Annotated in this window: 22 protein-coding genes, 1 tRNA gene and 1 other RNA gene; 20 read left to right on the top strand and 4 right to left on the bottom strand. The window is 45.0% G+C overall.

Going from position 1 to position 24,590, the window contains the following annotated elements; translation table 11 throughout:
• The first annotated feature begins 14 nt into the window (after positions 1-14).
• The 14 genes from SCJ97_07410 (at position 15) to SCJ97_07345 (ending at position 16,838) form a co-directional block, all read left to right on the top strand.
• Positions 15-899, top strand: coding sequence for an ABC transporter ATP-binding protein (locus tag SCJ97_07410; GenBank protein ID MDW7739866.1), 885 nt, complete (start codon positions 15-17; stop codon positions 897-899).
• Positions 899-1,699 carry an ABC transporter permease subunit gene (locus tag SCJ97_07405; protein MDW7739865.1) on the top strand — a complete coding sequence of 267 codons (801 nt, stop codon included), beginning with the start codon at positions 899-901 and terminating at the stop codon, positions 1,697-1,699. The genes SCJ97_07410 and SCJ97_07405 overlap by 1 nt, the downstream gene beginning before the upstream one ends.
• A gap of 77 nt (positions 1,700-1,776) precedes the next feature.
• On the top strand, positions 1,777-3,414 hold the full coding sequence (cimA, locus tag SCJ97_07400; protein ID MDW7739864.1) for a citramalate synthase: 1,638 nt from the start codon (positions 1,777-1,779) through the stop codon (positions 3,412-3,414).
• A gap of 63 nt (positions 3,415-3,477) precedes the next feature.
• Positions 3,478-4,551, top strand: a complete 1,074-nt coding sequence (locus SCJ97_07395) for a M42 family metallopeptidase (GenBank protein MDW7739863.1) — start codon at positions 3,478-3,480, stop codon at positions 4,549-4,551.
• Positions 4,545-5,564, top strand: coding sequence for a M42 family metallopeptidase (locus SCJ97_07390; GenBank protein MDW7739862.1), 1,020 nt, complete (start codon positions 4,545-4,547; stop codon positions 5,562-5,564). The genes SCJ97_07395 and SCJ97_07390 overlap by 7 nt, the downstream gene beginning before the upstream one ends.
• 3 nt (positions 5,565-5,567) lie before the next feature.
• Positions 5,568-6,584, top strand: coding sequence for a M42 family metallopeptidase (locus SCJ97_07385; protein MDW7739861.1), 1,017 nt, complete (start codon positions 5,568-5,570; stop codon positions 6,582-6,584).
• Entirely contained in the window at positions 6,574-7,674 is a 1,101-nt protein-coding gene (gene dprA, locus SCJ97_07380) for a DNA-processing protein DprA (GenBank protein MDW7739860.1), read from the top strand. The genes SCJ97_07385 and dprA overlap by 11 nt, the downstream gene beginning before the upstream one ends.
• 57 nt (positions 7,675-7,731) lie before the next feature.
• Positions 7,732-9,828, top strand: coding sequence for a type I DNA topoisomerase (gene topA / locus SCJ97_07375; GenBank protein MDW7739859.1), 2,097 nt, complete (start codon positions 7,732-7,734; stop codon positions 9,826-9,828).
• 143 nt (positions 9,829-9,971) lie between these two features.
• Positions 9,972-10,874, top strand: coding sequence for a tyrosine recombinase (locus SCJ97_07370; protein MDW7739858.1), 903 nt, complete (start codon positions 9,972-9,974; stop codon positions 10,872-10,874).
• A gap of 17 nt (positions 10,875-10,891) precedes the next feature.
• A complete protein-coding gene (hslV, locus tag SCJ97_07365) occupies positions 10,892-11,422 on the top strand; it encodes an ATP-dependent protease subunit HslV (GenBank protein ID MDW7739857.1) in 531 nt (176 codons plus the stop codon).
• 19 nt (positions 11,423-11,441) lie between these two features.
• On the top strand, positions 11,442-12,860 hold the full coding sequence (hslU, locus tag SCJ97_07360; GenBank protein ID MDW7739856.1) for an ATP-dependent protease ATPase subunit HslU: 1,419 nt from the start codon (positions 11,442-11,444) through the stop codon (positions 12,858-12,860).
• A gap of 35 nt (positions 12,861-12,895) precedes the next feature.
• Entirely contained in the window at positions 12,896-13,690 is a 795-nt protein-coding gene (codY, locus tag SCJ97_07355; protein ID MDW7739855.1) for a GTP-sensing pleiotropic transcriptional regulator CodY, read from the top strand.
• Positions 13,691-13,918: 228 nt separating this feature from the next.
• Positions 13,919-15,046 (top strand): GNAT family N-acetyltransferase, encoded by a 1,128-nt coding sequence (locus tag SCJ97_07350; GenBank protein ID MDW7739854.1) that lies wholly within the window; start codon positions 13,919-13,921, stop codon positions 15,044-15,046.
• A 19-nt stretch (positions 15,047-15,065) separates the two neighbouring features.
• Positions 15,066-16,838: an AMP-binding protein gene (locus tag SCJ97_07345; GenBank protein MDW7739853.1), complete on the top strand. Its 1,773-nt coding sequence runs from the start codon at positions 15,066-15,068 to the stop codon at positions 16,836-16,838.
• Positions 16,839-16,890: 52 nt separating this feature from the next.
• On the opposite strand, the gene SCJ97_07340 is transcribed toward SCJ97_07345, so the two are convergent.
• Positions 16,891-18,126, bottom strand: coding sequence for a DUF401 family protein (locus SCJ97_07340; protein MDW7739852.1), 1,236 nt, complete (start codon positions 18,124-18,126; stop codon positions 16,891-16,893).
• Between the two features lie 107 nt (positions 18,127-18,233).
• Positions 18,234-18,319: transfer RNA gene (locus SCJ97_07335), tRNA-Leu, on the bottom strand.
• 213 nt (positions 18,320-18,532) lie between these two features.
• Between SCJ97_07335 and SCJ97_07330 the strand changes: the two genes are divergently transcribed.
• Positions 18,533-20,314 (top strand): acyl-CoA dehydrogenase family protein, encoded by a 1,782-nt coding sequence (locus SCJ97_07330; protein ID MDW7739851.1) that lies wholly within the window; start codon positions 18,533-18,535, stop codon positions 20,312-20,314.
• An 86-nt stretch (positions 20,315-20,400) separates the two neighbouring features.
• Here SCJ97_07330 and rpmB read toward each other — a convergent pair whose 3' ends face one another.
• Positions 20,401-20,592, bottom strand: coding sequence for a 50S ribosomal protein L28 (rpmB, locus tag SCJ97_07325; protein MDW7739850.1), 192 nt, complete (start codon positions 20,590-20,592; stop codon positions 20,401-20,403).
• 155 nt (positions 20,593-20,747) lie between these two features.
• Between rpmB and coaD the strand changes: the two genes are divergently transcribed.
• The 4 genes from coaD to rnpB all read left to right on the top strand — a co-directional run bounded on the left by coaD (position 20,748) and on the right by rnpB (position 23,014).
• Positions 20,748-21,233: a pantetheine-phosphate adenylyltransferase gene (coaD, locus tag SCJ97_07320; GenBank protein ID MDW7739849.1), complete on the top strand. Its 486-nt coding sequence runs from the start codon at positions 20,748-20,750 to the stop codon at positions 21,231-21,233.
• A gap of 26 nt (positions 21,234-21,259) precedes the next feature.
• Positions 21,260-21,514 carry a hypothetical protein gene (locus SCJ97_07315; GenBank protein ID MDW7739848.1) on the top strand — a complete coding sequence of 85 codons (255 nt, stop codon included), beginning with the start codon at positions 21,260-21,262 and terminating at the stop codon, positions 21,512-21,514.
• Between the two features lie 25 nt (positions 21,515-21,539).
• On the top strand, positions 21,540-22,562 hold the full coding sequence (locus SCJ97_07310; protein ID MDW7739847.1) for a S16 family serine protease: 1,023 nt from the start codon (positions 21,540-21,542) through the stop codon (positions 22,560-22,562).
• Positions 22,563-22,628: 66 nt separating this feature from the next.
• An RNA gene (rnpB, locus tag SCJ97_07305) (RNase P RNA component class A) lies at positions 22,629-23,014 on the top strand.
• A 13-nt stretch (positions 23,015-23,027) separates the two neighbouring features.
• On the opposite strand, the gene SCJ97_07300 is transcribed toward rnpB, so the two are convergent.
• Complete coding sequence (locus SCJ97_07300; GenBank protein MDW7739846.1) at positions 23,028-23,879, bottom strand: MBL fold metallo-hydrolase; 852 nt, start codon at positions 23,877-23,879, stop codon at positions 23,028-23,030.
• 108 nt (positions 23,880-23,987) lie between these two features.
• Here SCJ97_07300 and SCJ97_07295 point away from each other — a divergent pair.
• A partial coding sequence (locus tag SCJ97_07295; GenBank protein ID MDW7739845.1) for a galactokinase family protein occupies positions 23,988-24,590 on the top strand: 603 nt, incomplete at its 3' end.

Genomic DNA, 24,590 nt, shown 5'->3' with positions numbered 1-24,590 from the left:
AAGCAGCAAGGAATATGATCAGTATACACTCGCTTACCTTTCAGTACAGCAGCGGTAAAGGGATATTTGATATAAGTTTTGAGGTCGGCGAAGGAGAGGTGTTCGGATTTCTCGGGCCCAATGCTGCCGGTAAAACTACAACAATCAGAAACCTGTTGGGTTTTACAAAACCGGGACAGGGTCAGTGCAGCATAAATGGAATGGATTGCTGGCGTGATGCGGCGAAGATCCAGAATCAACTTGGTTATCTGCCGGGTGAAATGGCTTTTTTCGAAGAAATGACCGGTTTACAGTTTCTGAACTTGATCGGATCGATGAGAGGCCTGAGCCGTAATGGCCGACGGGAAAACTTGATTGATCGGTTTGAACTTGATCCGTCTGGGCGTATACGCAGGATGTCAAAAGGGATGAAACAGAAGCTGGGGATAGTAGCTGCTTTCATGCACGATCCGGCTGTATATGTTCTGGACGAACCGACCAGCGGCCTGGATCCGTTGATGCAAAATATTTTTGTGGAGCTCATCTTGGAGGAAAAAGAGAGAGGGAAGACAGTATTAATGTCATCCCACAACTTCGAAGAAATATACCGGACGAGTGACCGGGCAGGGATCATCCGGGAAGGCAGGATCGTTGCTGTGGAAGATGTTCATTCATTAAAATCGTCACAGCGGAAAACTTTTCTGGTTACCCTTGGTTCGGAAAAAGATCTGGAATTACTGCGCAGCACCGGCCTTGAGTTAGGCCGGATCAGCAAAAATACCGTGGAAGTGATCGTTTTCGGCAATTACGATCAGTTTATATCTGCTCTTGCCGGTTGCAGGGTTCTCGGGTTGGATGTGGTTACACAGAGTCTTGAACAGGTTTTTCTGAGATATTACGGCCGGGAGGTGCTCTCCTGATGAATTTTGCCCTCTTTAAATCTACTGTTAAATCAAACTGGATATTATTTGTTATTTTTTTAGCTGTTTTGTTCATGTACATGTCAATTATCATTTCCATGTATGATCCGGAAAATATTGAAGCAATGGCCCTTTACCTGGAAACGCTTCCCCAGGGGATGGTCGATGCTTTCGGTTACAATGCCACTGCAACAGACCTGGTCAGTTTTATCGGCTTGTATTTCTATGGTTTTATTGTTCTTCTCTTTCCTTTAATCTTCTGTATTGTGTTAACCAACCGCCTGGTGGCAGCCTTAGTGGACCGCGGCTCTATGGCTTACCTGCTGGCTACGCCGAATACAAGGATAAAGATTATCACTACTCAGGCGATTTTTGTCATAATCGCTGTTAGCCTGCTGTTGTTTTTAAATACGCTGGCCGGTATTGCTATGTGCGAGGGGCTTTTCCCCGGCGAACTGGATATTCCGGTATATTTGAAACTCAATTTTGCCACGTTGATGTTAACAACGGCTATCAGTTCAATTTCATTTTTCTTTTCCTGTATTTTTAACGAATCAAAATATGCGCTTGCTTTTGGCGCAGGCCTGCCGATTCTCTTTTTTGTAATCAATATGGTGAGAAATATTGGCAGTAATAGTGAATGGCTGAAATATTTGACTATTTATACCCTCTATGATCCCCAACAGATCCTGTCAGGAGAGCAATCTGTTCTGATGATTAGCCTTGTATTTGGTGTTATAACCCTGGTGCTTTACACAGGGGGGATAGTAATTTTCAGCAGGCGCAACCTCTACCTGTAATTAGAGCATCTTTCTTGCATTTGGAAAAGATGGTATAATACCAATTAAATTATTTTCAGGGTTTTGGGGGCGCACTTATGAATAAGATAGATATCTATGATACAACGCTTCGGGACGGCTCTCAGCGGGAGGGCGTATCCCTTTCGGTTGCCGATAAATTAAAAATAGCCGAGAAACTGGACGATTTCGGGATTAGCTATATTGAAGGCGGATGGCCCGGTTCCAATCCTAAGGATATAGAATTTTTCAAAAGGGCTTCAAAGAAGAAGTACAAGAATGCCAGGATCTGTGCATTTGGAAGCACACGCAGACCAGATATTTCTGCTGAAGAAGATTCAAATATAATAGCCCTGGTGGAAGCGGGAACGGATACGGTAACAATATTCGGTAAGAGTTGGGACTTTCATGTGCGCGATGCATTGAAAACCACCCTTGATGAAAACTTGTTGATGATCGAAGAAAGTGTTGCCTACCTTAAGTCGCTGGGCCGCCAGGTATTTTTTGATGCCGAGCATTTTTTCGACGGATACAAGACTAATTCTGATTATGCTATTGCAACAGTTGAGGCTGCCGCCCGGGGAAAGGCTGACGTTATAGTCTTATGTGATACGAATGGCGGTTTAATGCCCTGGGAACTGCCCGGGATACTGGCAGAGGTCAAAGACAGGGTCAAGATACCCCTGGGTATCCATACCCACGATGATGCAGGGATGGCAACGGCCAACTCACTGCTCGCCGTCCGTCACGGTATTACCCAGGTTCAAGGGACGATCAACGGTTATGGAGAGCGCTGTGGTAATGCAAACCTTTGTACAATAATGCCCAACCTGCAGTTAAAAATGGGTTTTCAGATTGTAACCTCCGAACAACTGCGCGGTTTGACAAAGCTGTCGCGGTTCATAGCTGAGCTGGCCAATATTGCTCCGGCAGAACAGCAGCCCTATGTCGGTTTTAATGCCTTTGCCCACAAGGGGGGCATCCATATAGACGCTGTGAGCAAACAGCCGGCTACTTATGAACATGCATCTCCGGAATCAGTCGGAAATCGGCGGCGCATTCTGGTTTCAGAGTTGGCCGGACGCAGTAGCATAACAATGAAAGCAACAGAAAATAACATCAACCTGGTGAAGGATGGCCCGGAGACGGCAAATGTTTTACAGCGAATTAAGGAGATGGAACATTACGGTTACCAGTTTGAAGGAGCCGAAGGTTCCTTTGAATTACTTGTCCTCAAAATGAAGAAGGCATATCAGCCACTTTTCAAACTGGAAGGGTTCAGGCTTATTATCGAGAAAAGAGAAAACGGTCAGCTCTATTCAGAGGCGACGATCAAGGTCAGGGTCGGCGATATTCAGGTTCATACTGCTGCTGAAGGAAACGGGCCGGTTAACGCACTCGACAATGCTTTGCGGAAAGCGCTGGAAGGAATTTATCCGGCGCTCAAGAAAATAAAGCTGACAGACTTCAAGGTCAGGGTAATTGATGGAGTTGATGGAACCGGAGCCCAGGTCAGGGTGCTTATCGAATCACGGGATGAGCAGAGCACCTGGGGGACTGTCGGGGTATCGCCGAACGTAATCGAAGCGAGCTGGATTGCCCTGGTAGACAGCCTGGAGTACGGTCTGCTCTGCCGGAAGCTGCCTGAGTTTAAGGAAGCGCGAAACGTTTTGAACAAATTGAAAAAAGGGGAAGAAGTAGGTTCCATGGGAGAATAATAACTCGCAATTAAGTTATTCCCTTTAATCTAATAGAATTTAAAGCGAGGAGACTGGCGAGAATTGGACAAAATAGCAATTACCGACATTCTTCTGGAATTACTGTCGGCATCCGGTGTTTCCGGTGATGAAACTGCAGCTGTTGAGATTGCAGAGCGATACCTGAAGCCTTATGCGCCGGAAATAAAAAGAGATCGTTTCGGTAACTTACTGGCATTCAGACCGGGAACGAGAACTTTGAAAAAGGATAAGATCACCCTTGCTATCGTTGCTCATATTGATGAAATTGGAGCGATGGTCACAAAAATTGAGGAGGGTGGTTTTTTACGTTTTACCGGAATCGGCGGATTTGATGCGAGAACACTGCCGGGCCAGACTGTTGAAGTATTTGGAAAAAGAAAGAGAAGAGGGGTAATCGGAGCTTCACCGCCGCATATACTTACTGAAAAAGAAAAGCGCAGCACCATCCCCATGAATAAACTATTTATCGATCTGGGGCTTGATGAGAAAACGGTTAAAAGAGAGATCAATGTAGGGGATCGGATCACCCTGGAACAGGAGCCGGTATTAATGTCAGACAGCCGAATGATAACCGGTAAAGCGCTTGATGATCGAGCCGGTGTGGCAACTCTCATAGCCTGTGCTTCGGAACTCTCCGGACTACAGCATTCTGCTGATATCTGTTTTATCGCTTCCATGCAGGAAGAAGTAGGTCTGAGGGGTGCGATTACTGCCGCTTACGGGCTTAATCCCGATCTGGCAGTTGCCGTCGATGTTACTCATGGCGATATGCCAAAACTGGAAGCAGGCAGTTTTTACAAATTAGGCGGCGGGCCTGCCCTGGCTGTGGGACCCAACCTGCATCCTCTGCTCAGCCGCCACCTGCAGGAACTGGCAGCTGCGCATTTCCTGCCCTACCAGATTGAAGCGATTCCGGGAAGAAGCGGTACGGATGCCTGGGCTTTCCAGGTATCACGGGAAGGGATCCCCACCGCTCTTTTAAGTTTACCCCTACGCTACATGCATACAGCAGTTGAGATGATTAACCTTGACGATCTGAAAGTAAGCGCCAGATTGCTGAGTTACTTTGCCCGCAGCGTTGACAGCTCTCTACTGGAGGAATTAAAGAAATGTTAGCTGAACTGAGTAATCTATACGGTGTTTCCGGTAATGAAACAGCGGTGAGAAAATACCTGGAAGAGAAAACCTCCGGGAAAGGGCTTGATTGTTATTCAGATACAATGGGTAATTTTTTTGTTCGGAAAGGTCAGGCCAACAGCACACGGAAGGTTATGCTTTCGGCTCATATTGATGAAATCGGTTTAATGGTCACAGCAGTTGAAAAGGGGGGGCTCTTGAAGTTTAAACCCGTGGGCGGCATTGACAGCAGGATTCTTGTTGCCAAGAGAGTCGTAATCGGCTCACAGACCCTGCCGGGAGTGATCGGAGCCAAACCGATCCACCTCCAGAAAGAGGGAGAACAGAAAAAGCCTTTTGAAGAAGATTCTTTATTTATTGATGCAGGCTTTAAAAGCAGGGATGAAGCCGAAAAATTTGTATCACCCGGTGATTTTGTGGCCTTCGACTCCCGTTTTACGGTGTTGGGGAAAGGCTATTGTCGGGGTAAAGCTTTTGATAATCGGGCCGGTTGTTCTATTCTTCTTGAACTGCTGCTCGAGGATAACGGCTTAGCTTTCGATGCTGCTTTTACCGTGCAGGAAGAGGTGGGCACAAGAGGCGCCTTCGTCGCTGCCTTCAGGTTGAAGCCGCAGGTAGCTCTGGTCATTGAAACCACTACTGCGGCCGATACTCCTGAAACTGAAATAGAGGCAACAGTGACTGCCCTTGGTTCTGGTCCGGCAATCAGTTTTATGGATCGGTCAATAATGGTCAGTAAGGGCTTGCGTGAACAGCTGGTGGAAGCGGCAAAAGCTGCTGGAGTTCCTTACCAGTTTCGCCGTTTTACCGGAGCGGCGACAGACGGGGGAGTTATCTCTCTAACGCGTGAGGGCGTTAAAACCGGCATTGTTGCAGTGCCATGCCGTTATATTCATTCGCCTCACTCTGTTTTAAGGGAATCTGATCTTGAAGCTACGAAGACACTGGTTCGATCCTGGCTTCGACTTCAAGGAAAGAAAGGAAAGGAATAAACTATGGAAGATACGCTGAGAAAGCTTACCGAAGTTTTCGGACCTTCGGGAGAAGAAGAGAGCATCCGGGATACGATCAGGAAAATGGTTGAGAAAAAAGTGGATCAGGTTTACGAAGACACCCTGGGTAATCTCTTTGTTATCAAAAAGGGTGGGCAGCCGAAAATTATGATCTCGGCTCACATGGATGAAATCGGCGTTATTGTTACTCATATTGATGAAAACGGATTTTTACGGATTGCACCGGTCGGAGGCATCTCACCAGGGATACTTATCGGGAAGCGACTGAGATTCGCCGGGGGGCACGTGGGTACGGTCAACCATGAAGAGATTAAAGATTGCCGGGATCTTGACTGGAGCAAAATATATCTCGACATGGGGCAGAAAGATTCGAAAGCAGCAGAAAAAATGGCCAGTATCGGTGATCTTGCCGTTCCTGATTTCAATTTTCAGAAGCTTTCAGGCGGACGCTATATATCGAAGGCGATGGATAACCGGGCCGGTTGTGCTGTCCTGGTGGAGGCGATTAAAAGACTGCCGGACAACCTGCCGCAGGAAGTTTGCTTTTTATTCTCTGTACAGGAAGAGGTCGGTTTAAGGGGTGCAAAAACTGCAGCTTACAGCTATGATCCCGATTATGCCCTTGCCGTTGATGTCACCGATATCGGTGATACACCAAAATCGCCTACGATGGCCGTATCACTGGGGAAAGGACCGGCTGTAAAAGTCAAGGACTCCTCAGTGCTATGCCACCCCTTGATCAGGAAGTTCATGATCGAGACCGCTATTAAAAATAAGATTCCTTATCAGCTTGAAGTTCTCGAACGGGGCGGAACCGATGCGGGAGCAATCCACATTTCCCGGGAAGGTGTGCCGTCAGGGGCGCTTTCCGTACCATGCCGTTATATTCACAGCCCCTCCGAGATGGTTGACGGTTCTGACCTGGATCAGTCAATCAACCTGTTAACTAAACTGTTGTCAGTATCCTGGCCTTTAACGGAGGATTTTAATGTACGTTGATTTGGATAAGGAACTAATATATCTTAATGCGTTGAATAATCTATCAGCGGTCGGGACGAGAAGGATCACAGCCCTGGTCGAATTCTTTGGCTCTGCCGAAACCGCCTGGAGAGCGCCAGAAAAAGAAATTGAAATGGTTAGCGGGATCGAGGGACTGGCCGAGAAAATATATAAAGAGAAGAAAAATATTGATCCGGAACAGAAGTGGCAAGAACTCTGTGTTAGCGGAATAAGCTGTATTTCAACTGCTTCCCCGGCTTATCCAACCCTTCTTAAACAGGTGGTAAATCCCCCTGCCATTCTCTATTACATAGGAAGCCTTAAGCAAATTACTCAACCGGCTGTTGCCATTGTGGGGAGCCGGCGCTGTACATTTTACGGTAAGGAAGTTGCCCACAAACTGGCTGCTGAGCTTGCTGCCAGCAATATTACAGTGGTAAGCGGAATGGCGCTGGGCATTGACACGGCAGCTCACAAAGGTGCCCTGGAAAACAGCGGTTATACAGCTGCAGTCCTCGGGTGCGGGCTGGACCAATGTTATCCCAGGAGCAACCAGGATCTAATGCAGGAGATTGCTACCCATGGAGTGGTTTTCAGTGAATTTCCCTATGGAGCTAAACCTTTACCGGGTAATTTCCCCCAACGAAACAGGATAATAAGCGGTCTTACCCTGGGTACAGTGGTAGTCGAGGCTACCGCTAAGAGTGGATCATTGATTACAGCTAATTTTGCGGTTGAACAAAATCGCGAGGTTTTCGCTGTACCGGGAAATGTGGGCAGCCCATATAGCCGAGGTTCGCACCATTTAATAAAAGAGGGGGCTAAACTGGTTGAAACGGTCGATGACATTTTAAGTGAACTCTATCTGAACAGGGAAGTAGATGAACAGTTGTCGATTGAACCAATTCGTCCTAAACTTGGCGATGTGGAAAAGAAACTGCTGGCAATAATACCTTATCAACCGATCCATATCGACGATCTGGTCAGGATCAGTTTAGCAAGCCCAGCCGAGGTCAGTACACTGCTTTTATCCCTGGAACTGAAAAAATATATCAGACAGACACCGGGCAAATATTTTTGCAGGATTTGACAGGTATGATAGAATACCTTCCGGAGGCTTTTTACACTCACCCAGGAGGATCAATAAATGAATCTCGTTATTGTTGAATCACCGGCCAAGGCTCGAACTATTAATAAATTTCTCAGCAATAAGTACAAAGTAATAGCATCGCAAGGGCATCTGATTGACCTCCCGCGCAGCAAGCTTGGTGTTGATGTTCAGAATAGTTTTGCTCCCACCTACATTACAATACGGGGGAAAGGAAAAATTCTAAAAGAGCTGCGTAGTGCTGCCAAAAAAGCAGATAAGGTCTTTCTGGCGGCCGACCCCGACCGTGAAGGTGAAGCCATCTGCTGGCATATCGGGCGGGCGTTGAATATAGAACTCGATCAGCCCTGCCGGGTTGAATTTAACGAGATTACCAAAACAGCTGTAAAAGAAGCTTTTAAATCTCCACGGATTATTGATCAAAACCGGGTTGATGCCCAACAGGCCAGACGTATATTGGACAGGCTGGTAGGTTATGAAATAAGCCCTCTGCTCTGGAGGAAAGTCCGCGGCGGTTTAAGCGCAGGACGGGTGCAGTCTGTAGCTGTTAGATTGATCTGCGAGCGAGAAGAAGAGATAAAGAATTTTGTAGAGGAAGAATACTGGAGTCTGGATGCACTGCTGGAAGATGATAAAACGAAGGATAAATTTAAATCGGCTCTTGACAGGCACAAGAATAGTAAAATCGGGTTGAAAACCGGTGAAGGAGCCCGGGATGTAATTGAAGCTGTTAAAAATGAGAGATTCATTGTTGATAAAATTGTCCGCAGTACCCGTAATAGAAAGCCCTGGGCGCCCTTTACCACGAGCACACTCCAGCAGGAAGCTTCATCAAAACTGGGATTTACAGCCCGTAAAACAATGAACATTGCCCAGCAGCTCTACGAAGGAATCAATGTCGGTTCCGGAGAAACGGTTGGTTTAATAACCTATATCCGTACTGACTCTACAAGGGTTTCTGCCCAGGCCCGGGAAGAAGCAAGAACTTTAATCAGCAGTAAATTTGGCGCTGATTTTCTTCCCGATAAACCACCTTTCTATAAATCACGCAAGGGTGCACAGGATGCCCATGAAGCAATCAGGCCGACTGCAGTCCATAGAGAGCCTTCAATAATAAAACAGTACCTGAGCAGAGATCAGAACCGCCTGTATAAACTTATCTGGGATCGCTATCTTGCCAGCGAAATGAATCCGGCTGTTTATGACCAGATCAGAGTTAAAATATCTGCCGGTGATTATACATTTAAAGCAACCGGATCGACACTGCGTTTCCCCGGCTTTCTATTGCTTTACCAGGTTGATGAACCGGAGAAAGAGACCAGGCTTCCTGCACTTGAAGAAGGGCAGGAACTAAATCTGCTCGATCTACTGCCTGAACAGCACTTTACCCAGCCTCCACCACGTTATAACGAAGCTTCGCTGATCAAAGTTTTGGAAGAGAAAGGGATTGGCCGACCGAGTACATACAGCCCGATCATTGAAACAATCCAAAGCCGCGGCTATGTTGTAAAAGAGAATAAGGCTTTTGTGCCTACCGAGCTTGGATTCGTTGTGGTCGAACTTATGATTACCTACTTCCCAGAGGTAATTGATGTCGATTTTACTGCCAGGCTGGAGTTACAACTTGATGAAATTGAAGAGGGCGAGCTTAACTGGTTAAATGTTTTAAATGACTTCTACGAAGGTTATTTTAAAAAGAGGCTGGCTAACGCCGAAAAGAAAATAGAAAAAGTGGAGATCGCTCCGGAAGTCAGTGATGAAAATTGTCCACAGTGTGGAAGACAGCTTGTTTACAAACATGGCCGTTTCGGGCGTTTTCTGGCTTGCCCCAGCTACCCGGAATGCAAGTTTACCAAAAAAATTGTTAAGGAGACCGGCGTAGAATGCCCCTTGGACGGAGGAATGATCGTTGAACGACGCTCCAAAAAGGGAAGGGTTTTTTATGGGTGCAGCAATTATCCAAAATGTAACTATTCTGTTTGGAATAAACCGCTGAATGAAAAATGTCCCCAGTGCAGCGCGATGATGACTGAGAATTGGAAAGGGAAGAAAAGAATTGCCCACTGTACTAATAAAGATTGTGGATATGAAAAGCAGATAATATCCCCAAAAGTTGCTGTGCAGAAACAATCCTGATAATCTTCTTCCCCGTCTATTGACGATAAAAGCATATACGCTTTGTTTACTGTTGACTCCGAATAGAGGGAATTTTTTAAAAAAATCTGCTATTTACTTGCATGTGAATTATAGTTATGTTAGGATAATATGGGTGTTGCGTGATGAACATAAATAACTGGGTTGATCGTTTTACGGCATATCTTGTTGCCGAAAAAAACGCATCACCTTTAACTCTCCAGGCATATAGAAACGACATATTGCAGTTGATATCCCTGGAGGGAAAAAGCGAAGTCGATCGGCTGGAAATAGACCATCTCACCCTTCGCCGCTTCTTGGCCTGGCTAAAAGAAAAAGGATATAGCCGGCGGACAATTGCGCGTAAACTGTCAGCAACGCGTTCTTTTTTATTTTATATGCAAAAAGAGGGAGAGATAAGCAGCGGTCGCTGGTCGGCTGTTGCTCGTCCGAAACAGGAGAAGCTTCTGCCAAATTTTTTATATTACCATGAAGTAATTGCCCTATTGGAAGCGCCGGACAGCAGTACTCCGCTGGGATTCAGAGACCGAACTATTCTTGAACTGATCTATTCATCGGGGTTAAGGGTAAGTGAACTGGTTGGCCTCAAGAGCAGTTCACTGCAGCTTGATGAAAGGTTAATAAAAGTTTTCGGTAAAGGTAGTAAAGAACGGATCATTCCCGTTGGCAGGGTTGCCGCTGAATTGCTAAAGGAGTATATTGAAAGGGTAAGACCATTTCTGGAATCTGCTAACAAGGAAGGGAAGATATTCGACCAGATATTTCTAAATAGGCAGGGAAGCCCGTTGAGCGACCGGGGAGTCCGCTATATTTTTCGCAAGTACATCCAAAAGGTCTCCAATAAGGTCGGGATCAGTCCTCACTCCCTAAGGCATTCATTTGCTACCCATTTACTTGAAGGTGGAGCGGATCTAAGAGTTGTTCAGGAACTGCTGGGTCATGTCAGCATCTCGACTACGCAAATTTATACTCACATAACCAAAGAGAGACTCAGCGAAGTATACAGACAGGCTTTTCCCAGAAAATAAGCAGAGAGGCGACAGATATGTTTGAAGGGACAACCATTCTTGCCGTAAAAATAGGAGATAAAGTAGCCGTTGCCGGTGACGGCCAGGTTACATTCGGCAATAATACAATTATCAAGCATGGAGCAAAAAAGGTTCGCAGGCTTTATGATGGAAAGGTTATAGCCGGTTTTGCCGGAGCTGTTGCCGATTCACTAACTCTTTGTGAAAAATTTGAAGGAAAGCTGGAGAGTTACCAGGGGAATCTACAGAGAGCGGCAGTGGAACTGGCCAAGGAATGGCGCACAGACAGAATTCTCCGCAGGCTGGAAGCGCTACTAATCGCTGCAAACAGCGAAGCCATATTAATGATTTCAGGAACCGGTGAAGTTATTGAACCTGACGATGGAATTGCTGCGGTAGGATCGGGTGCACCCTACGCTCTGGCGGCAGCAAAAGCCCTGAAGCGAAATACTGACCTTGAGCCCGGAAAGATCGTCAGTGAGGCATTGAAAATAGCCTCTGAAATATGTATCTATACCAATGAGTCAATAATTATCGAAGAACTATAGAAGGGTTGATTTATTTACCATGCCGACTGAAGAATATACGCCTCATGAGATTGTAGCAGAACTTGATCGCTATATTATCGGACAGGAAGATGCAAAACGCTCTGTGGCAGTTGCGCTGCGAAACCGATATCGTCGAAAACTACTTCCTGAAGACCTTCAGGAAGAGATTATACCGAAGAATATTATAATGATCGGTCCCACTGGTGTGGGAAAAACTGAAATTGCCCGGCGCCTTTCCCGGTTGGTAAATGCACCGTTTGTAAAGGTTGAAGCAACGAAGTTTACCGAAGTGGGATATGTTGGACGCGATGTTGAATCCATGGTCCGCGACCTGGTCGAAACAGCTATTAGGATCGTAAAGAATGAAAAGATGTCCGAAGTTCAGGAGAAAGCGGAGGTCAACGCAAGTGAGAACTTGATTGAGGCTTTAGCACCGCTACCGAAGAAGAGGAGAAGATCAACGAATCCACTGGGCTTTCTTTTCCAGGCTGCCCCTATTCAGGAGGAGAGTTCTGCAGATGACGCAGCCTTCTTCGATAGGCTGGAAAAAGCAAAGGAAGAGCAAAAAAGATTAAAAGAGCGTTTGCTAAACGGCGAATTAGAAGACTACCCTGTGGAGATAGAGGTTGAAGAAAGAAAACCTCCCATGGTTGAACTCTTTACCGGACAGGGTATGGAAGAAATGGGTATTAACCTGCAGGATCTGCTCGGTAATATTGTACCGCCTAAAAAGAAAAAAAGGAAAGTGCCTGTCTCTGAAGCAAGAAAAATACTGGAGCAGGAAGAGGCTCACCGACTGGTTGATATGGATGCCGTAACTATTGAAGCTTTGAAAAGAGCAGAACAGTTGGGAATTATATTTCTTGACGAAATTGACAAAATTGCGGGTAAAGATTATCATGGATCTGGTCCGGATATTTCAAGAGAAGGTGTCCAACGCGATATCCTGCCAATTGTGGAAGGTTCTACCGTTGTGACTAAATACGGTCCGGTAAAAACTGATCATATTCTGTTTATTGCAGCAGGAGCGTTTCATGCAACAAAACCCTCCGATTTAATCCCCGAGTTGCAGGGCAGATTTCCGATCAGGGTTGAACTGAACAGCCTGACCGAAGATGATTTTAAACGGATCCTTACAGAACCGAATAATGCTTTGATCAAGCAATACAAAGCACTTTTGGAGACGGAAGGGGTGAAGTTGAATTTTACTCAGGAGTCGATCGAAGAGATCGCTCGCACAGCTTGTTACCTGAACCAGGAAATGGAAAATATTGGAGCACGCAGGTTACATACAATTATGGAAAAATTACTTGAAGACCTGGCATTTGATCTTCCTGAATCAGGAGGAAATGAAGAGATAACAGTTAATCTGGAATACGTTCAGGGCAAGCTGCAAAAGGTTGTCAAGGATAAAGATTTAAGTAAATATATTTTATAAATGAAAAGTAATGAAATGAAAGGTGGGTGAATGACGTGATTTCTTCTCCTTTACTTGAGAAGACTCGTCGAATCAACAAGATACTTCAGAAATCAGCAGGGCGCCACGTAGATTTTAAGGAGGTAGCTGAAGTCCTTAAAAATGTTATCCATGCCAATGTCTACATCGCAGACAAGCACGGTGTTATTTTAGGATGGTCGTTGGTTGACGAGTTTGAATGTGAATTGATGGTAAACAATGTTTTAGAAGATGGTTATTTCCCGGAAAGCTATAATGATTTTCTGCTTCGTGAAGATGAATCCCGGGTTAATTTGCGTCAGAAAACAAATGACTGTGTCTTTTTGGATGCAGAAAGATGTCTTTTTGCAAATAAAATTACCACTATAATCCCAATCCTCGGTGGTGGCGACCGCATTGGAACCCTTCTGCTGGCCCGTTTTAACGAGCTTTTTGATGCAGAGGATCTGATCCTTGCCGAGACTGGAGCAACAGTTGTCGGTATGGAAATTCTCCGTGCCAAATCAGAAAAGATTGAAGAAGATGCCCGGAATAAAGCAGTGGTACAGCTTGCTGTAGCAACCCTGTCGTATTCTGAGCTTGAAGCAGTAGAACACATCTTTGAAGAGTTGGGTGGTTCCGAAGGTTTGCTTGTTGCCAGTAAAATTGCAGATCAACTGGGAATAACCCGTTCAGTTATCGTCAACGCCCTGCGCAAGTTTGAAAGCGCAGGAGTTATTGAATCCCGTTCTCTCGGCATGAAAGGAACCTATATCAAGGTTTTGAATCCCTTCCTGCTGGACTATCTGGCTAAAAAGAATAAGCCTTACTAAGACGGGGATTGAAAAACAAGCAGGCAGCCGGGGCGGCTCTTTTTAAAAGAGGCGCCCCGTTTAGTTAGCACCCTGTTTCTTTAATATTTTTGTTTCAAATAATTAACATGAACAGTGATTAAAGCAGGGTTTTCTCTTACAAATGGTAAATATATATTTTTTATGATTATATCCAATTAAAATGCAGTGCCCTGATCTAAATAAAAATAATAGTTAGGAAGTGCTGCCTTGAGCAATAACCCGGAAATTAAGGTTGTCCAAAACCGGTCTGACAGGAGGTGTTTCATCGAGCTTCCCTGGATGATCTACCAGAATGATCCTAACTGGATACCCCCACTGCTGTTTGATATGCACAATACCATGAACCCGGCTAAAAATGCTTTGCTTCGCCTGGGACCCAGCCGTTTTTTTCTCGCCCTGCAAGATGGGAAACCGGTTGGTCGGCTTGGAGTAGGCATTGATTGCCGGTTAAATGAAGCAAAGAAAGAAAATCTAAGCTACTTTACCCTATTTGAATCAATCGATTCTTACCCGGTTGCAGAGACGCTATTTGATGCAGGTGTCAGTTGGCTTCGGGAACAGGGCGCTGATTTGGTTACCGGGCCTCAGTCGCCAAGCAATGGCGACGATTACCGCGGTCTGCTTATCGAAGGTTTTGATAAGCCGCCGGTTTTATTGAACTCATATAATCCTCCATATTTTGTCCGGTTGATCGAAAAGTATGGATTTGCCAAGCAGTTTGACCGTTATGCTTACTACTATGATATTGACGGCGAACCCCAGGAGAGGTTAAAGCGGGGTGTCGAGATTGTTCAGAAGAGATATGGTTTTAAAGTCCGCAAACTTGATCTGAAAAACCTTGATCGCGAGATGGTAGTAATCAAGGATGTAATCGATCTATCCATGCCCGACTGGCCGGATATGATCCCGCCCAGTGATGAAGAAATTGAAGCTGAAGCAATTAAACTAAAACAGTTTGCCATTCCCGATCTGGTTCTTTTCATTGAAAACAGTGAAGGTGAATGCCTCGGATTTTCTGTAACCCTTCCTGATTATAACGAAGTGTTGGCCCGTTTGAATGGACGGCTTTTCCCTATAGGGTTTATAAAATACTTATGGTATAAACGGAAGATAAAAGGAGTTCGAATGTTTGTCCTTTTTGTCACTCCCCAAGGGCGCCGACGGGGTGTTTCAGCTGCTTTGTACTACCACACTATGCAGAATGCCCGCAAGCTTGGGTTCAGGTATGGTGAAGGGTCTACAATCCATGAATTTAACAAGAGGATGAATTTGGATGCATCAAAGGCCGGTGGAGAGCTATATAAAAAATACCGGATATATCAACTTAAATTATGAATATAGCAGGAGGTTAAAAATGCTGATAAATAATTCCGAATTAACAAACCATGAGCCGGTGATCATAAGCAGTTCAGACGAAGGATTGATTTTTGAACCACTTCTGGATAAAATCCGCAAAGTGGCCGGGGGAACTAATACCATAACATTTGTCGGTTCAGCTGCAGGTAATTCTGATAAAGAATCGGTAACGATAGGCTGGGGAGAACTGCACAGGAATGCCCTGGCAATGGCGGCAATTCTTCAAAATAAAGGAATACAGGCCGGCGATCACATTGCCCTTCTCGGTCCGACAACCAGGAACCTGGTTACCGCTATCCAGGCAGTATGGCTGGCCGGAGGCAGCGTCAGCATGCTGCCCATCCCGATGCGGTTTAGTTCAGTTGAAGAATTTGCCAACCAGACCAGGGCTTTAATGCTCCATGGAGATATAAGCCTTTTACTGCTTGATCCCGATCTTGCAGCATTTCATGAAGTTAAACCCGGCGATCCACCAGTTTTACTCTTGGATGAACTCCTGCCCGGTGAAGGGCGGCCAAATGCTGAAGATTACAGAGAAGTTCCTTGTGATCCGGAAAGATTAGCTGTATTGCAGTTTACATCAGGTTCTACTTCCAATCCCAAGGGAGTAATGCTGCCCTACAGGGTTCTCGAAGCCAATACAACAGGGATGATTGCATCTGCAGAAGTGGTTCCCGATGATATATTTGTATCATGGCTCCCCCTTTATCATGATATGGGTTTGATCGGCCTGCTAACAGTTCCCATGACGGTTGGATGTTCCCTGGTACTGGCCTCCCCCCAGGATTTTCTGAGCAGACCGGCTGACTGGATGCGCTGGATGCATAACTTTAAAGGAACGGTTACTTCAGGTCCGAATTTCTCCTGGGTTCTGGCAGCACGCGCTTTCAAACGGATGACAGATACGGGAGAAATGCTTGATCTTTCGGGTATCCGACTAGCCCTGAACGGTGCCGAGCCTGTCGATCCCGATGTGGTTGAGACTTTAATCGAAACGTCGGCACCGCATGGATTCCGGGCTGAAGCAGTTTTCTGTGCATTTGGAATGGCGGAGTTATCACTGGGTGGTACTTTTCCGCCACCCCTGAGGGGAATGGCTACCGATGCGGTTGATCGTAAAGCTCTGGAAGAGGAAAAAATAGCCAGGCCCGCTGATCCAAAAGATGAAAAAACCCGGCGATTTCCCTTATTGGGTAGTCCCATTCCCGGTCTGGAAATGCGCATATGCAGTCTCGAAACAGGCGAGCTGCGGGGGTTAAGAGAAGTTGGTGAACTTCAGATCAGGGGCACTTCGGTTATGACCGGTTACTACAATCAGCCTGATTTAAATGAAACCCTGTTCACAGATGGATGGCTGCGTACCGGTGATCTGGCATATTTTGTAGAAGGACCAGGTGGTGCTGAGCCGGAATTAGTCATCTGCGGCAGGATTAAAGATGTGATTATAATTTCTGGCAGGAATATTTTCCCTGAAGATATCGAGCGGGCTGTTGGTAGTGTGGAAGGTGTCAGGGCTGGTAATGTCATTGCCTTTGGTGTTGAGGGCAGTAAAAGAAAAGAGACAATTGTCGTTGTTGCTGAAATTAGAGCCGATGACCATGCAGCTGTCAGAAGGGCTATTCGAGAACAGGTCGTAGGGGTGGTCGGTTTTCCACCGCGTGATATCATGCTTGTTCAGCCTGGAACACTGCCGAAAACAAGCTCCGGAAAACTGCAGCGCAATCTTTGCCGCCAACAGTACCTGAACAAGGAATTAAAAACGGTTGAATAATTTTTGTCCATAAAGAGGAAAGTGGGATGCATATTCCCGCTTTCTTTTTTATTCAGTGAAAGCCGAATAGAAGCGTTATCAGAAAGCCGGTTAACATAACCACTGCCAGCAGTGGAAGGGTAAGTAAAACTATTTTCTTGATATCGCCCTTGCAATACTCCTTGGTTAATGAAAAACAGGGATGAGCAGGTGACACGATATGTCCCGAAGTTGAGCTGGCATATAGGTAGGCCAGGTATGCTGCATAGGCGGCTGCGCCGGTTGGAATGAGCGGCATAAACATGGGGAAGAGGATAGCCACGCTGGCCGAATTGTCTCCGGTCAGCATGCCAACCAGAAAAGGTATGAAGGTGAGCAATATTATAACCGGCACTCCTTTATCGAGAACCAGGTTTGTCAGATCGATAATAACTGCGGTACTTTCAAGCATTTCCTTGTAGACCATGATTCCAATGATCACAAAAGCCACCGGAATTTTTATGCCCGGTATGATCATGGTCTTAACCCGGGATAAGAATACATTAAAGCGTTTTTGGGATGGCAGATAATTTGCCAGAGCCAGAATTATACCGGCGGTTAAAGCCAGTGGAAAATATATATTAAAGAAAACTACCAGCACCATGACAAAAAGAAGAGGCATAATACTCCTGATAAGCTGCCACGTTTTTTCCCATGATATCGAGAGACCCCTGGTTCCGGTTGAATAATTCCTGAATAGAAAAAAGAAGCCAAAAACTACTCCAACGGTAGTTAAAGGAAGGTTATGCAGCACATATCGGCCTATGTTTATCTCTGAAAGCTGGGAGGCAAGGATTAAGCTGGGGAAAATGGGGAGTATGAAATAAAAGACATGTCTGAACCAGATATTGATCACTGCCTGTCGCTCTGCAGGCATCTTTAACTGGGTGCCCGCTTCGACGCATAATGGAGCAGACAGCACTGCCCCGCCGGGAACGGTGAGCATACCGATCAGGGCCGGCATGGCTACGGCAATTACCCTTATATCAGCAACGAGAGAATGCAAATTATTGATGATTTCTTCAAGCGTGCCGGTTTCTTTCAGGATATGTCCCAAGACACCCAGTAGCAGGATGCTGATTACCAGCATTATAGTGATATCATTCCACAAGCCGTTAATAAATACTCTAAAGAAATCCTCAGCAGTGAGAGAGGATAGCAGGCCAAGTGATACAGCCCCGATTAACATGGTTAACCCGATATTTAATTTCTTGTAGATTCCCAGAATAATTATAATGATTGAACCGGTTAGAGCAATATACCAGGGCATTTTTTCACCTGCCGTATTTAAATAATCATAAGTTATCAGAATCGAGATAATACAAGATACATTTTAACATAAAAAAGAAGCACATATTACGCAGTGCTTCTTTTTTATGGTGCCGAAGGTGGGAGTTGAACCCACATGCCCGGAGGGCGCACGATTTTGAGTCGTGTGCGTCTGCCAATTCCGCCACTTCGGCCTGATAGAGAAATATTAGCACATTAGCCCGGGTAAATCAAGATTTGCACTGCCATTATAGTATGAGCAGAATATTTCCTGAATTAATTAAGATTTACTGATAATTGAAGTAAGTTAATAAATTCACAAAGCAGGGATAGAAATTTGCCCATCGAAAATATTAACTGATAAAAGTATTTTTTATTTTGATTATTTTAAAAGGGGTGACAGGTAGATGAGCGAGTTAATTAAAGGCGGAGCGTTCTTACTGGGTCCGGTAGATGAAAACACTGTTTTTACACCCGAAGATTTTGATGATTTTCACATGATGATTAAAAAGACCAGCTATGATTTTATGAAGAACCAAGTTGAACCGAAAATTGATGAACTTGAAGTAATGGCCGAGGGTGTAATGCTTGGATTACTGCGCCAGGCAGGTGAATTAGGCTTGATTGGCAGTGATATACCGGAGGAATTTGGTGGTGAAGAAGCCGATAAAATAACCACGATGATAATAACCGAAAATGCTTCAATCTGCGGTGGTTCATTCGCAACAGCTTTTGGAGCCCATACCGGTATAGGAACCCTTCCGATCGTTTACTTTGGAAATGAAGAGCAGAAGAAAAAATACCTTCCCGGATTGGCTACCGGTGAAAAAATTGCAGCATACGCACTAACCGAGCCGGAAGCAGGTTCCGATGCTTTGAATATCAAGACCAAAGCTGTTTTGTCCGATGATGGTAAACACTATATATTAAATGGTGCAAAGCAGTATATAACAAATGCATCCTGGGCGGATGTAATAGTGACATATGCCAAGATTGACGGAGAAAGATTTACGGCTTTTATAGTTGATGCTGACACCGAAGGAGTCTCCATTGATCCAGAAGAGAAAAAAATGGGGATAAAGGGATCTTCAACATGCAGTGTTATTTTTGAAAATGCCAGGGTGCCGGTAGAAAATATGCTATGGGAAGAAGGAAAGGGGCACCAGGTAGCTTTCAATATCCTCAATATCGGTCGGTTTAAGCTGGGCGCCGGCTGTGTCGGCGGTGCAAAAAGGGTGATTGAGTTCGCAACAGAATATGCTCTGCAGAGAGTGCAGTTTAAACAGCCAATCGCCCAATTCAACATTATTAAAAATAAAATTGCCAATATGGCAATCCTGGAATATCTGATGGAGAGCCTGGTCTACCGTATAGGTGGTCTGATTGATGAAAAGCTTGAAGAAGTAAAGTCGGGTGGAGCGGCTATGTCCGATATAGTTCAGGCAATCCATGAATACGCAATCGAATGCTCAATATCAAAGGTCTTTTGCTCCGAAGGCATGGATTATATTGCTGATGAAGGTGTGCAGATTTTCGGAGGTTACGGATACGGACAGGAATACCCGGCAGAGCGCTCATATCGTGATAGCCGGATCAACCGTATATTTGAAGGGACCAACGAGATAAACCGGATGCTAATTCCAGGCACCTTGCTGCGTAAAGCTATGAAAGGTGAAGTACCCTTCATGGAAGCGGTAATGGGGTTGGGTGGTGAGCTTGCCAAACTGAAAGAAGCCCAAATACCCGAAAGCAGTCCGGAAAGAGAAGAGTTCTATCTGGATAATATGAAAAAGCTATTCCTGTTGGCTGCAGGTAACGCTGCCAGGGAATTTGGCGAGAACCTGACCAACGAACAGGAAATTCTCTGTCGGTTGGCCGATATGGCCATGGAAATTTTCGCAGCTGAAAGCGGTCTGCTCAGGGCGAAGAAGATGATGGCTAAAGGTGAGAGTGAAGAATCCAGGCTGGCAATGTCTATGACCCGCTGTTTTATCAATGACATGGTTCCAAAGATGGATACATGGGCTAAAGAAATAATTGCGGGGACCCTGACAGATGAGGCTGCCGGAAAGGCTTATTCCGGAGCCCGTCTGCTGACCAGATTTGAACCGATTAATACATATACCCTGAAGCGTGAAATTGCCGATGCAGTATATGATCATAAAAAATATTTCCTTGACCGGCTCTAAACCTAGATAGCGATTAGAAAAAAGAACAAGATAAAGGGAGTAGCTAGTTTATAGCTACTCCCTTGGTATCAGCAGACATAAAAAAATTAGATTGCTCTCTCGATTTTTCCGCCTTTTATGCAGCGGGTGCAGACGTTCACCCGTTTTGGAGAACCATTTAACATAATTTTAATTCTTTGCATGTTTGGACGCCATCTTCTTTTAGTTTTAATATTCGAGTGGCTGACCTTGTGTCCGGTTGTTTTGCTTTTATTGCAAACCACGCATATTTTCGCCATATTTTTTACCTCCCGTGCCTTAAGTGTCACGCGTTCTATTGTAGCACATCAATTAATATCAAACAAGAATTTTTTAATTATGCAGGTTATTATGATAAAGTAGCGAAAATAAACGAGGATTGTTTAATATTAAACCTGCCAAAGGGGGAAATATTTTGACCAGAGCAATTTATCCGGGAAGCTTCGATCCGGTAACAAAGGGGCATCTCGATATTATCATCAGAACCAGCAGAATTATGGACCATCTTACAGTAGCAGTCTTGGATAACCCGCGAAAAATAGCTACCTATGAGATTGAAAAGCGATTGGAAATGCTAAAAATGGTAACTTCACATTTACCTAATGTTGAAGTTGAATATTATAAAGGTTTGCTCATAGATTATGCCAAGCAGAAAAATATTAATATAATTATTAAAGGCCTGAGAGCAATATCTGATTTTGAATTTGAGTTTCAGATGGCTTTGGTTAATCAAAAACTGGATCCTTCAATTGAAACTCTTTTCATGATGACAAACAGTAAATACTCCTTTCTCAGTTCAAGTATTGTTAAGGAAATCGCCTTACTTGGCGGCGATATAAGCAACCTGGTTCCACCAGAGGTTCATGATATAGTTAAGTCGAAATTTAATTACACAGATTAAACTGAATCAGTGAGGATGTTGAAATCATGCGGTATTTTTCGGGTTTGTTGGCAGTTTTACCACCAACCGGTGGACTCATATTTTTTGGTATTTTTACAATTATTATTGGTTTAACATCAATTATTTATCCACGCCTTTTCTGGTATCTAAGAATCGGGCGCAAGATTGGTCAGGTGCCACCCCAGAATCTTTATCTTCTGGTTCTCAGGTTTGGCGGTTTACTGGTTGTAATACTGGGTATAGTGATGATCAGCTATGCCAGGCAGTTTGGAATGCAATAATTAATAAAGCAAAGGCTTAATCCAGATGAACCACTACTACAAAAATAAAATCAGACCTGTTTTGAAGAACAGCAGGCTTGTCCAATGCATACTGGCGATTATGGTCCTATTTGTTTTGGGATTATTTATCAGGATCGATTATTATATCATGAGGCCGAGCAGGGCAGTGGAACTTCGCCCCATAATCACCGTGGAGAATGCCGATCCCGATGACCATGGAATATTTTACCTGGTAACCGTTAACCAGCAGAGAGCAACTGTAACGACCGCTCTCTTTGCTTACTTCCATCCTTACATGGATTTAAGGCCGGCGGAAAGAGTAATCCCAACCGGGATGGATGAAGAAGAATACCGGGAACTGCTTGAAGAGTATATGATCGAGAGCCAGATGCTTGCCCAGGTTGTCGCCCTGCGCAGATCCGGCTACCAGGTTGAAATTGTCAGTGACGGTGTGGAAGTTGTCGGTTTTCTGGAAAATGCTCCTGCCGAAGATTATCTGATGATCGGAGATCGTATCCTTGAGGTTGACGGAGATGAGGTTTTCCTGGCCTCCGAAGTTTCACTGCTTGTCCAAAATAGAGAAGCGGGAGAAGAGGTTACCCTGGCGATCAGCCGTAACGGGACAGTCTTCAATATAACTGCGCCAACAGGAGCACGTCCTGATGATGAAACAATACCACAGTTGGGTATCTATATTCGTACTTTGCCATGGGAGCCAATTATCCCGCTGGATATTGATATGGAAACGGGCAATATTGGCGGCCCCTCAGCCGGCTTAATGTTTGTATTGGAGATTATCAACCAAATTGTACCTGAAGATATTTCTGCAGGAAAAATGATTGCCGGAACAGGATCTATAGATCTCCAGGAAAGGGTGGGGACGATAGGAGGGGTTGTTCAAAAAGTTGTCGCCGCGGAAAGAGCAGGCGCTGAATATTTCATATTACCCAGAGATAACTATGAAGAAGCTAAAACAGCGGCAAGAAATATTGCATTAATCCCGGTTGACAACCTGGACGAGGTATTGGAATTTTTGTCTTCCTTGTAAGTTGGTGAAGGTCTTTGACACCATATTTTGACGGTGTTATACTTTAAATGTAAGGTTTTCGGGGATCGAGTAAGTAAGGCAGTCGCGGAAAGAAGACCGCAAGGTGCTTTTCGAGGAAAGTCCGAGCTCCGCAGGGCAGGATGCTGGGTAACGCCCAGTGAGGGTGACCTTAAGGCCAGTGCCACAGAAAAAATACCGCCCGTCCTCTTAAAGAGAACGGGTAAGGGTGCAACGGTGCGGTAAGAGCGCACCAGAGATCGGGAGATCGATCTGCTAGGTAAACCCCATTCGGAGCAAGACCAAATAGGAGGAGGATGAAGTTGCCCGCTGACTTCTCGGGTTAGGTCGCTGGAGGTGCCAGGTAACTGGTATCCAAGATAGATGGCTGCTGCTTCCCTTACTCATCCGTTGAGCGGGAGGAACAGAACTCGGCTTATCAGCTTGCTCGGTCCCTTAATTATTGATTTACAGTCGCGAAAGCGATTCTTTTTTTTGGGACTTAAAGTAATCCCTGTTATTTATGATTGAATCAACCATGTAACGCCGCCCCCAATTGGATTGGGAAAAATAATAAAAAAGTATTTCCCTGCCAAAAACTTCATTCAATATATATCTTCTGGTTTTGCCCTGTTCATATAATCCGATAACCCGGTAGCAGATTTCGAGCCAAGAATGATATTTTCGGATGAGCCTTTCTGTGGCATTTTCAAGATATCCCTTCAGGCCGCAGAAAAGAATATCCGGTTTCAGGTTGATAGTTTTCAACAGGCTTTTAAGGTGGTCAACGATATCTTCGCCTTCCATAAACCCGGTCAGGTTTTCACCAAGATAGAGGTCACCGCAGAAAAGCCATCTATTATCGGGCTCAAAAAAGCAGGTATGATCAAGAGAGTGTCCCGGAGTATTGACAGTATTTAACAGGTATTTATCTGTTCTGAACTCTTTTTCCAGCGGTCGGGCTGTAGCGCGTGGAAGATTGCCCCACATAACCTTCCTGTAGATCTGAATAGGTGGAGGATCATTAAGCACCTTGATTGTTTCAGGATGAGCATATATCGGTACACCCAACTCTTGATGGAGTAAAGCACAATTACCGGTATGATCTTCATGCTGGTGAGTAATGATTACCTTGTTTAATTTAAGGTTTTTTAATGCTTTCAAGACTTCCCGGGCTACATGAGACGGTCCGGTATCGATCAGTATTCCGTCGATGTAATAAAAATAACTGAAATAAACTGGTTTGCCCATTATGGTTCTGGCAGCTTTGAATTCAACAATATCGCCGTATTCTTTAATAATCAGCATCAGTAGCTTCACCAATAGAAGTTATTTACTTACCGCTAATTCTATCACAGAGGTCGTGTGGCAGGAAAGTTAATACAGAATTGCGAATAACGATTAAATTAAATTTCGTGGAGAACGAAGATGAAATATAAGATAACCGCACCGGGCAGGGTTAACCTGATAGGCGAACATACAGATTACAACGGCGGATTTGTTTTGCCTATGGCGATTGATCTATCCCTGACCATGTTCGGATCGAAAAAAGAAGGTCGTTTAATTCATGTAACTGCCGATGATTGCGGAGAAAATGAAGTATTTTCACTGGACAGGATCGAGCGGAAAGGAGTAAACCCCTCATGGGTTGATTATATCAAGGGTGTATGCCGGGTTCTGGAACAGAATAATTATCGTTTGACAGGGGCCGAGTTAGCTTTTAGCGGCTCTATACCCATCGGGGCAGGGCTCAGTTCCTCAGCGGCGCTTGAACTTGCCACAGCATCTATTCTGTCCAGGTTAAGCGGATATAATATCTCCTTGGTTAAGCTCGCCATGATGTGCCAGGAAGCGGAGAATGATTTTGTCGGTGTTCAGTGTGGCATTATGGATCAGTTTTCTGTTGCCCTAAGCCGAAAGGGGCATGCCCTTTTTTTGGATTGTCAAACTCTGGATTATGAGTATGTTCCCCTCGAACTTGGAGAACATGTGATCATGATTATCGACAGTCGGGTTAAGCGAGCCCTGGCG

This window comes from Bacillota bacterium (assembly GCA_033549065.1).
Lineage (GTDB): Bacteria > Bacillota > Dethiobacteria > DTU022 > DTU022 > JAWSUE01.
The sequence above is the reverse complement of the archived record's forward strand: the minus strand, read 5'-3'. Positions and strand labels throughout refer to the sequence as shown.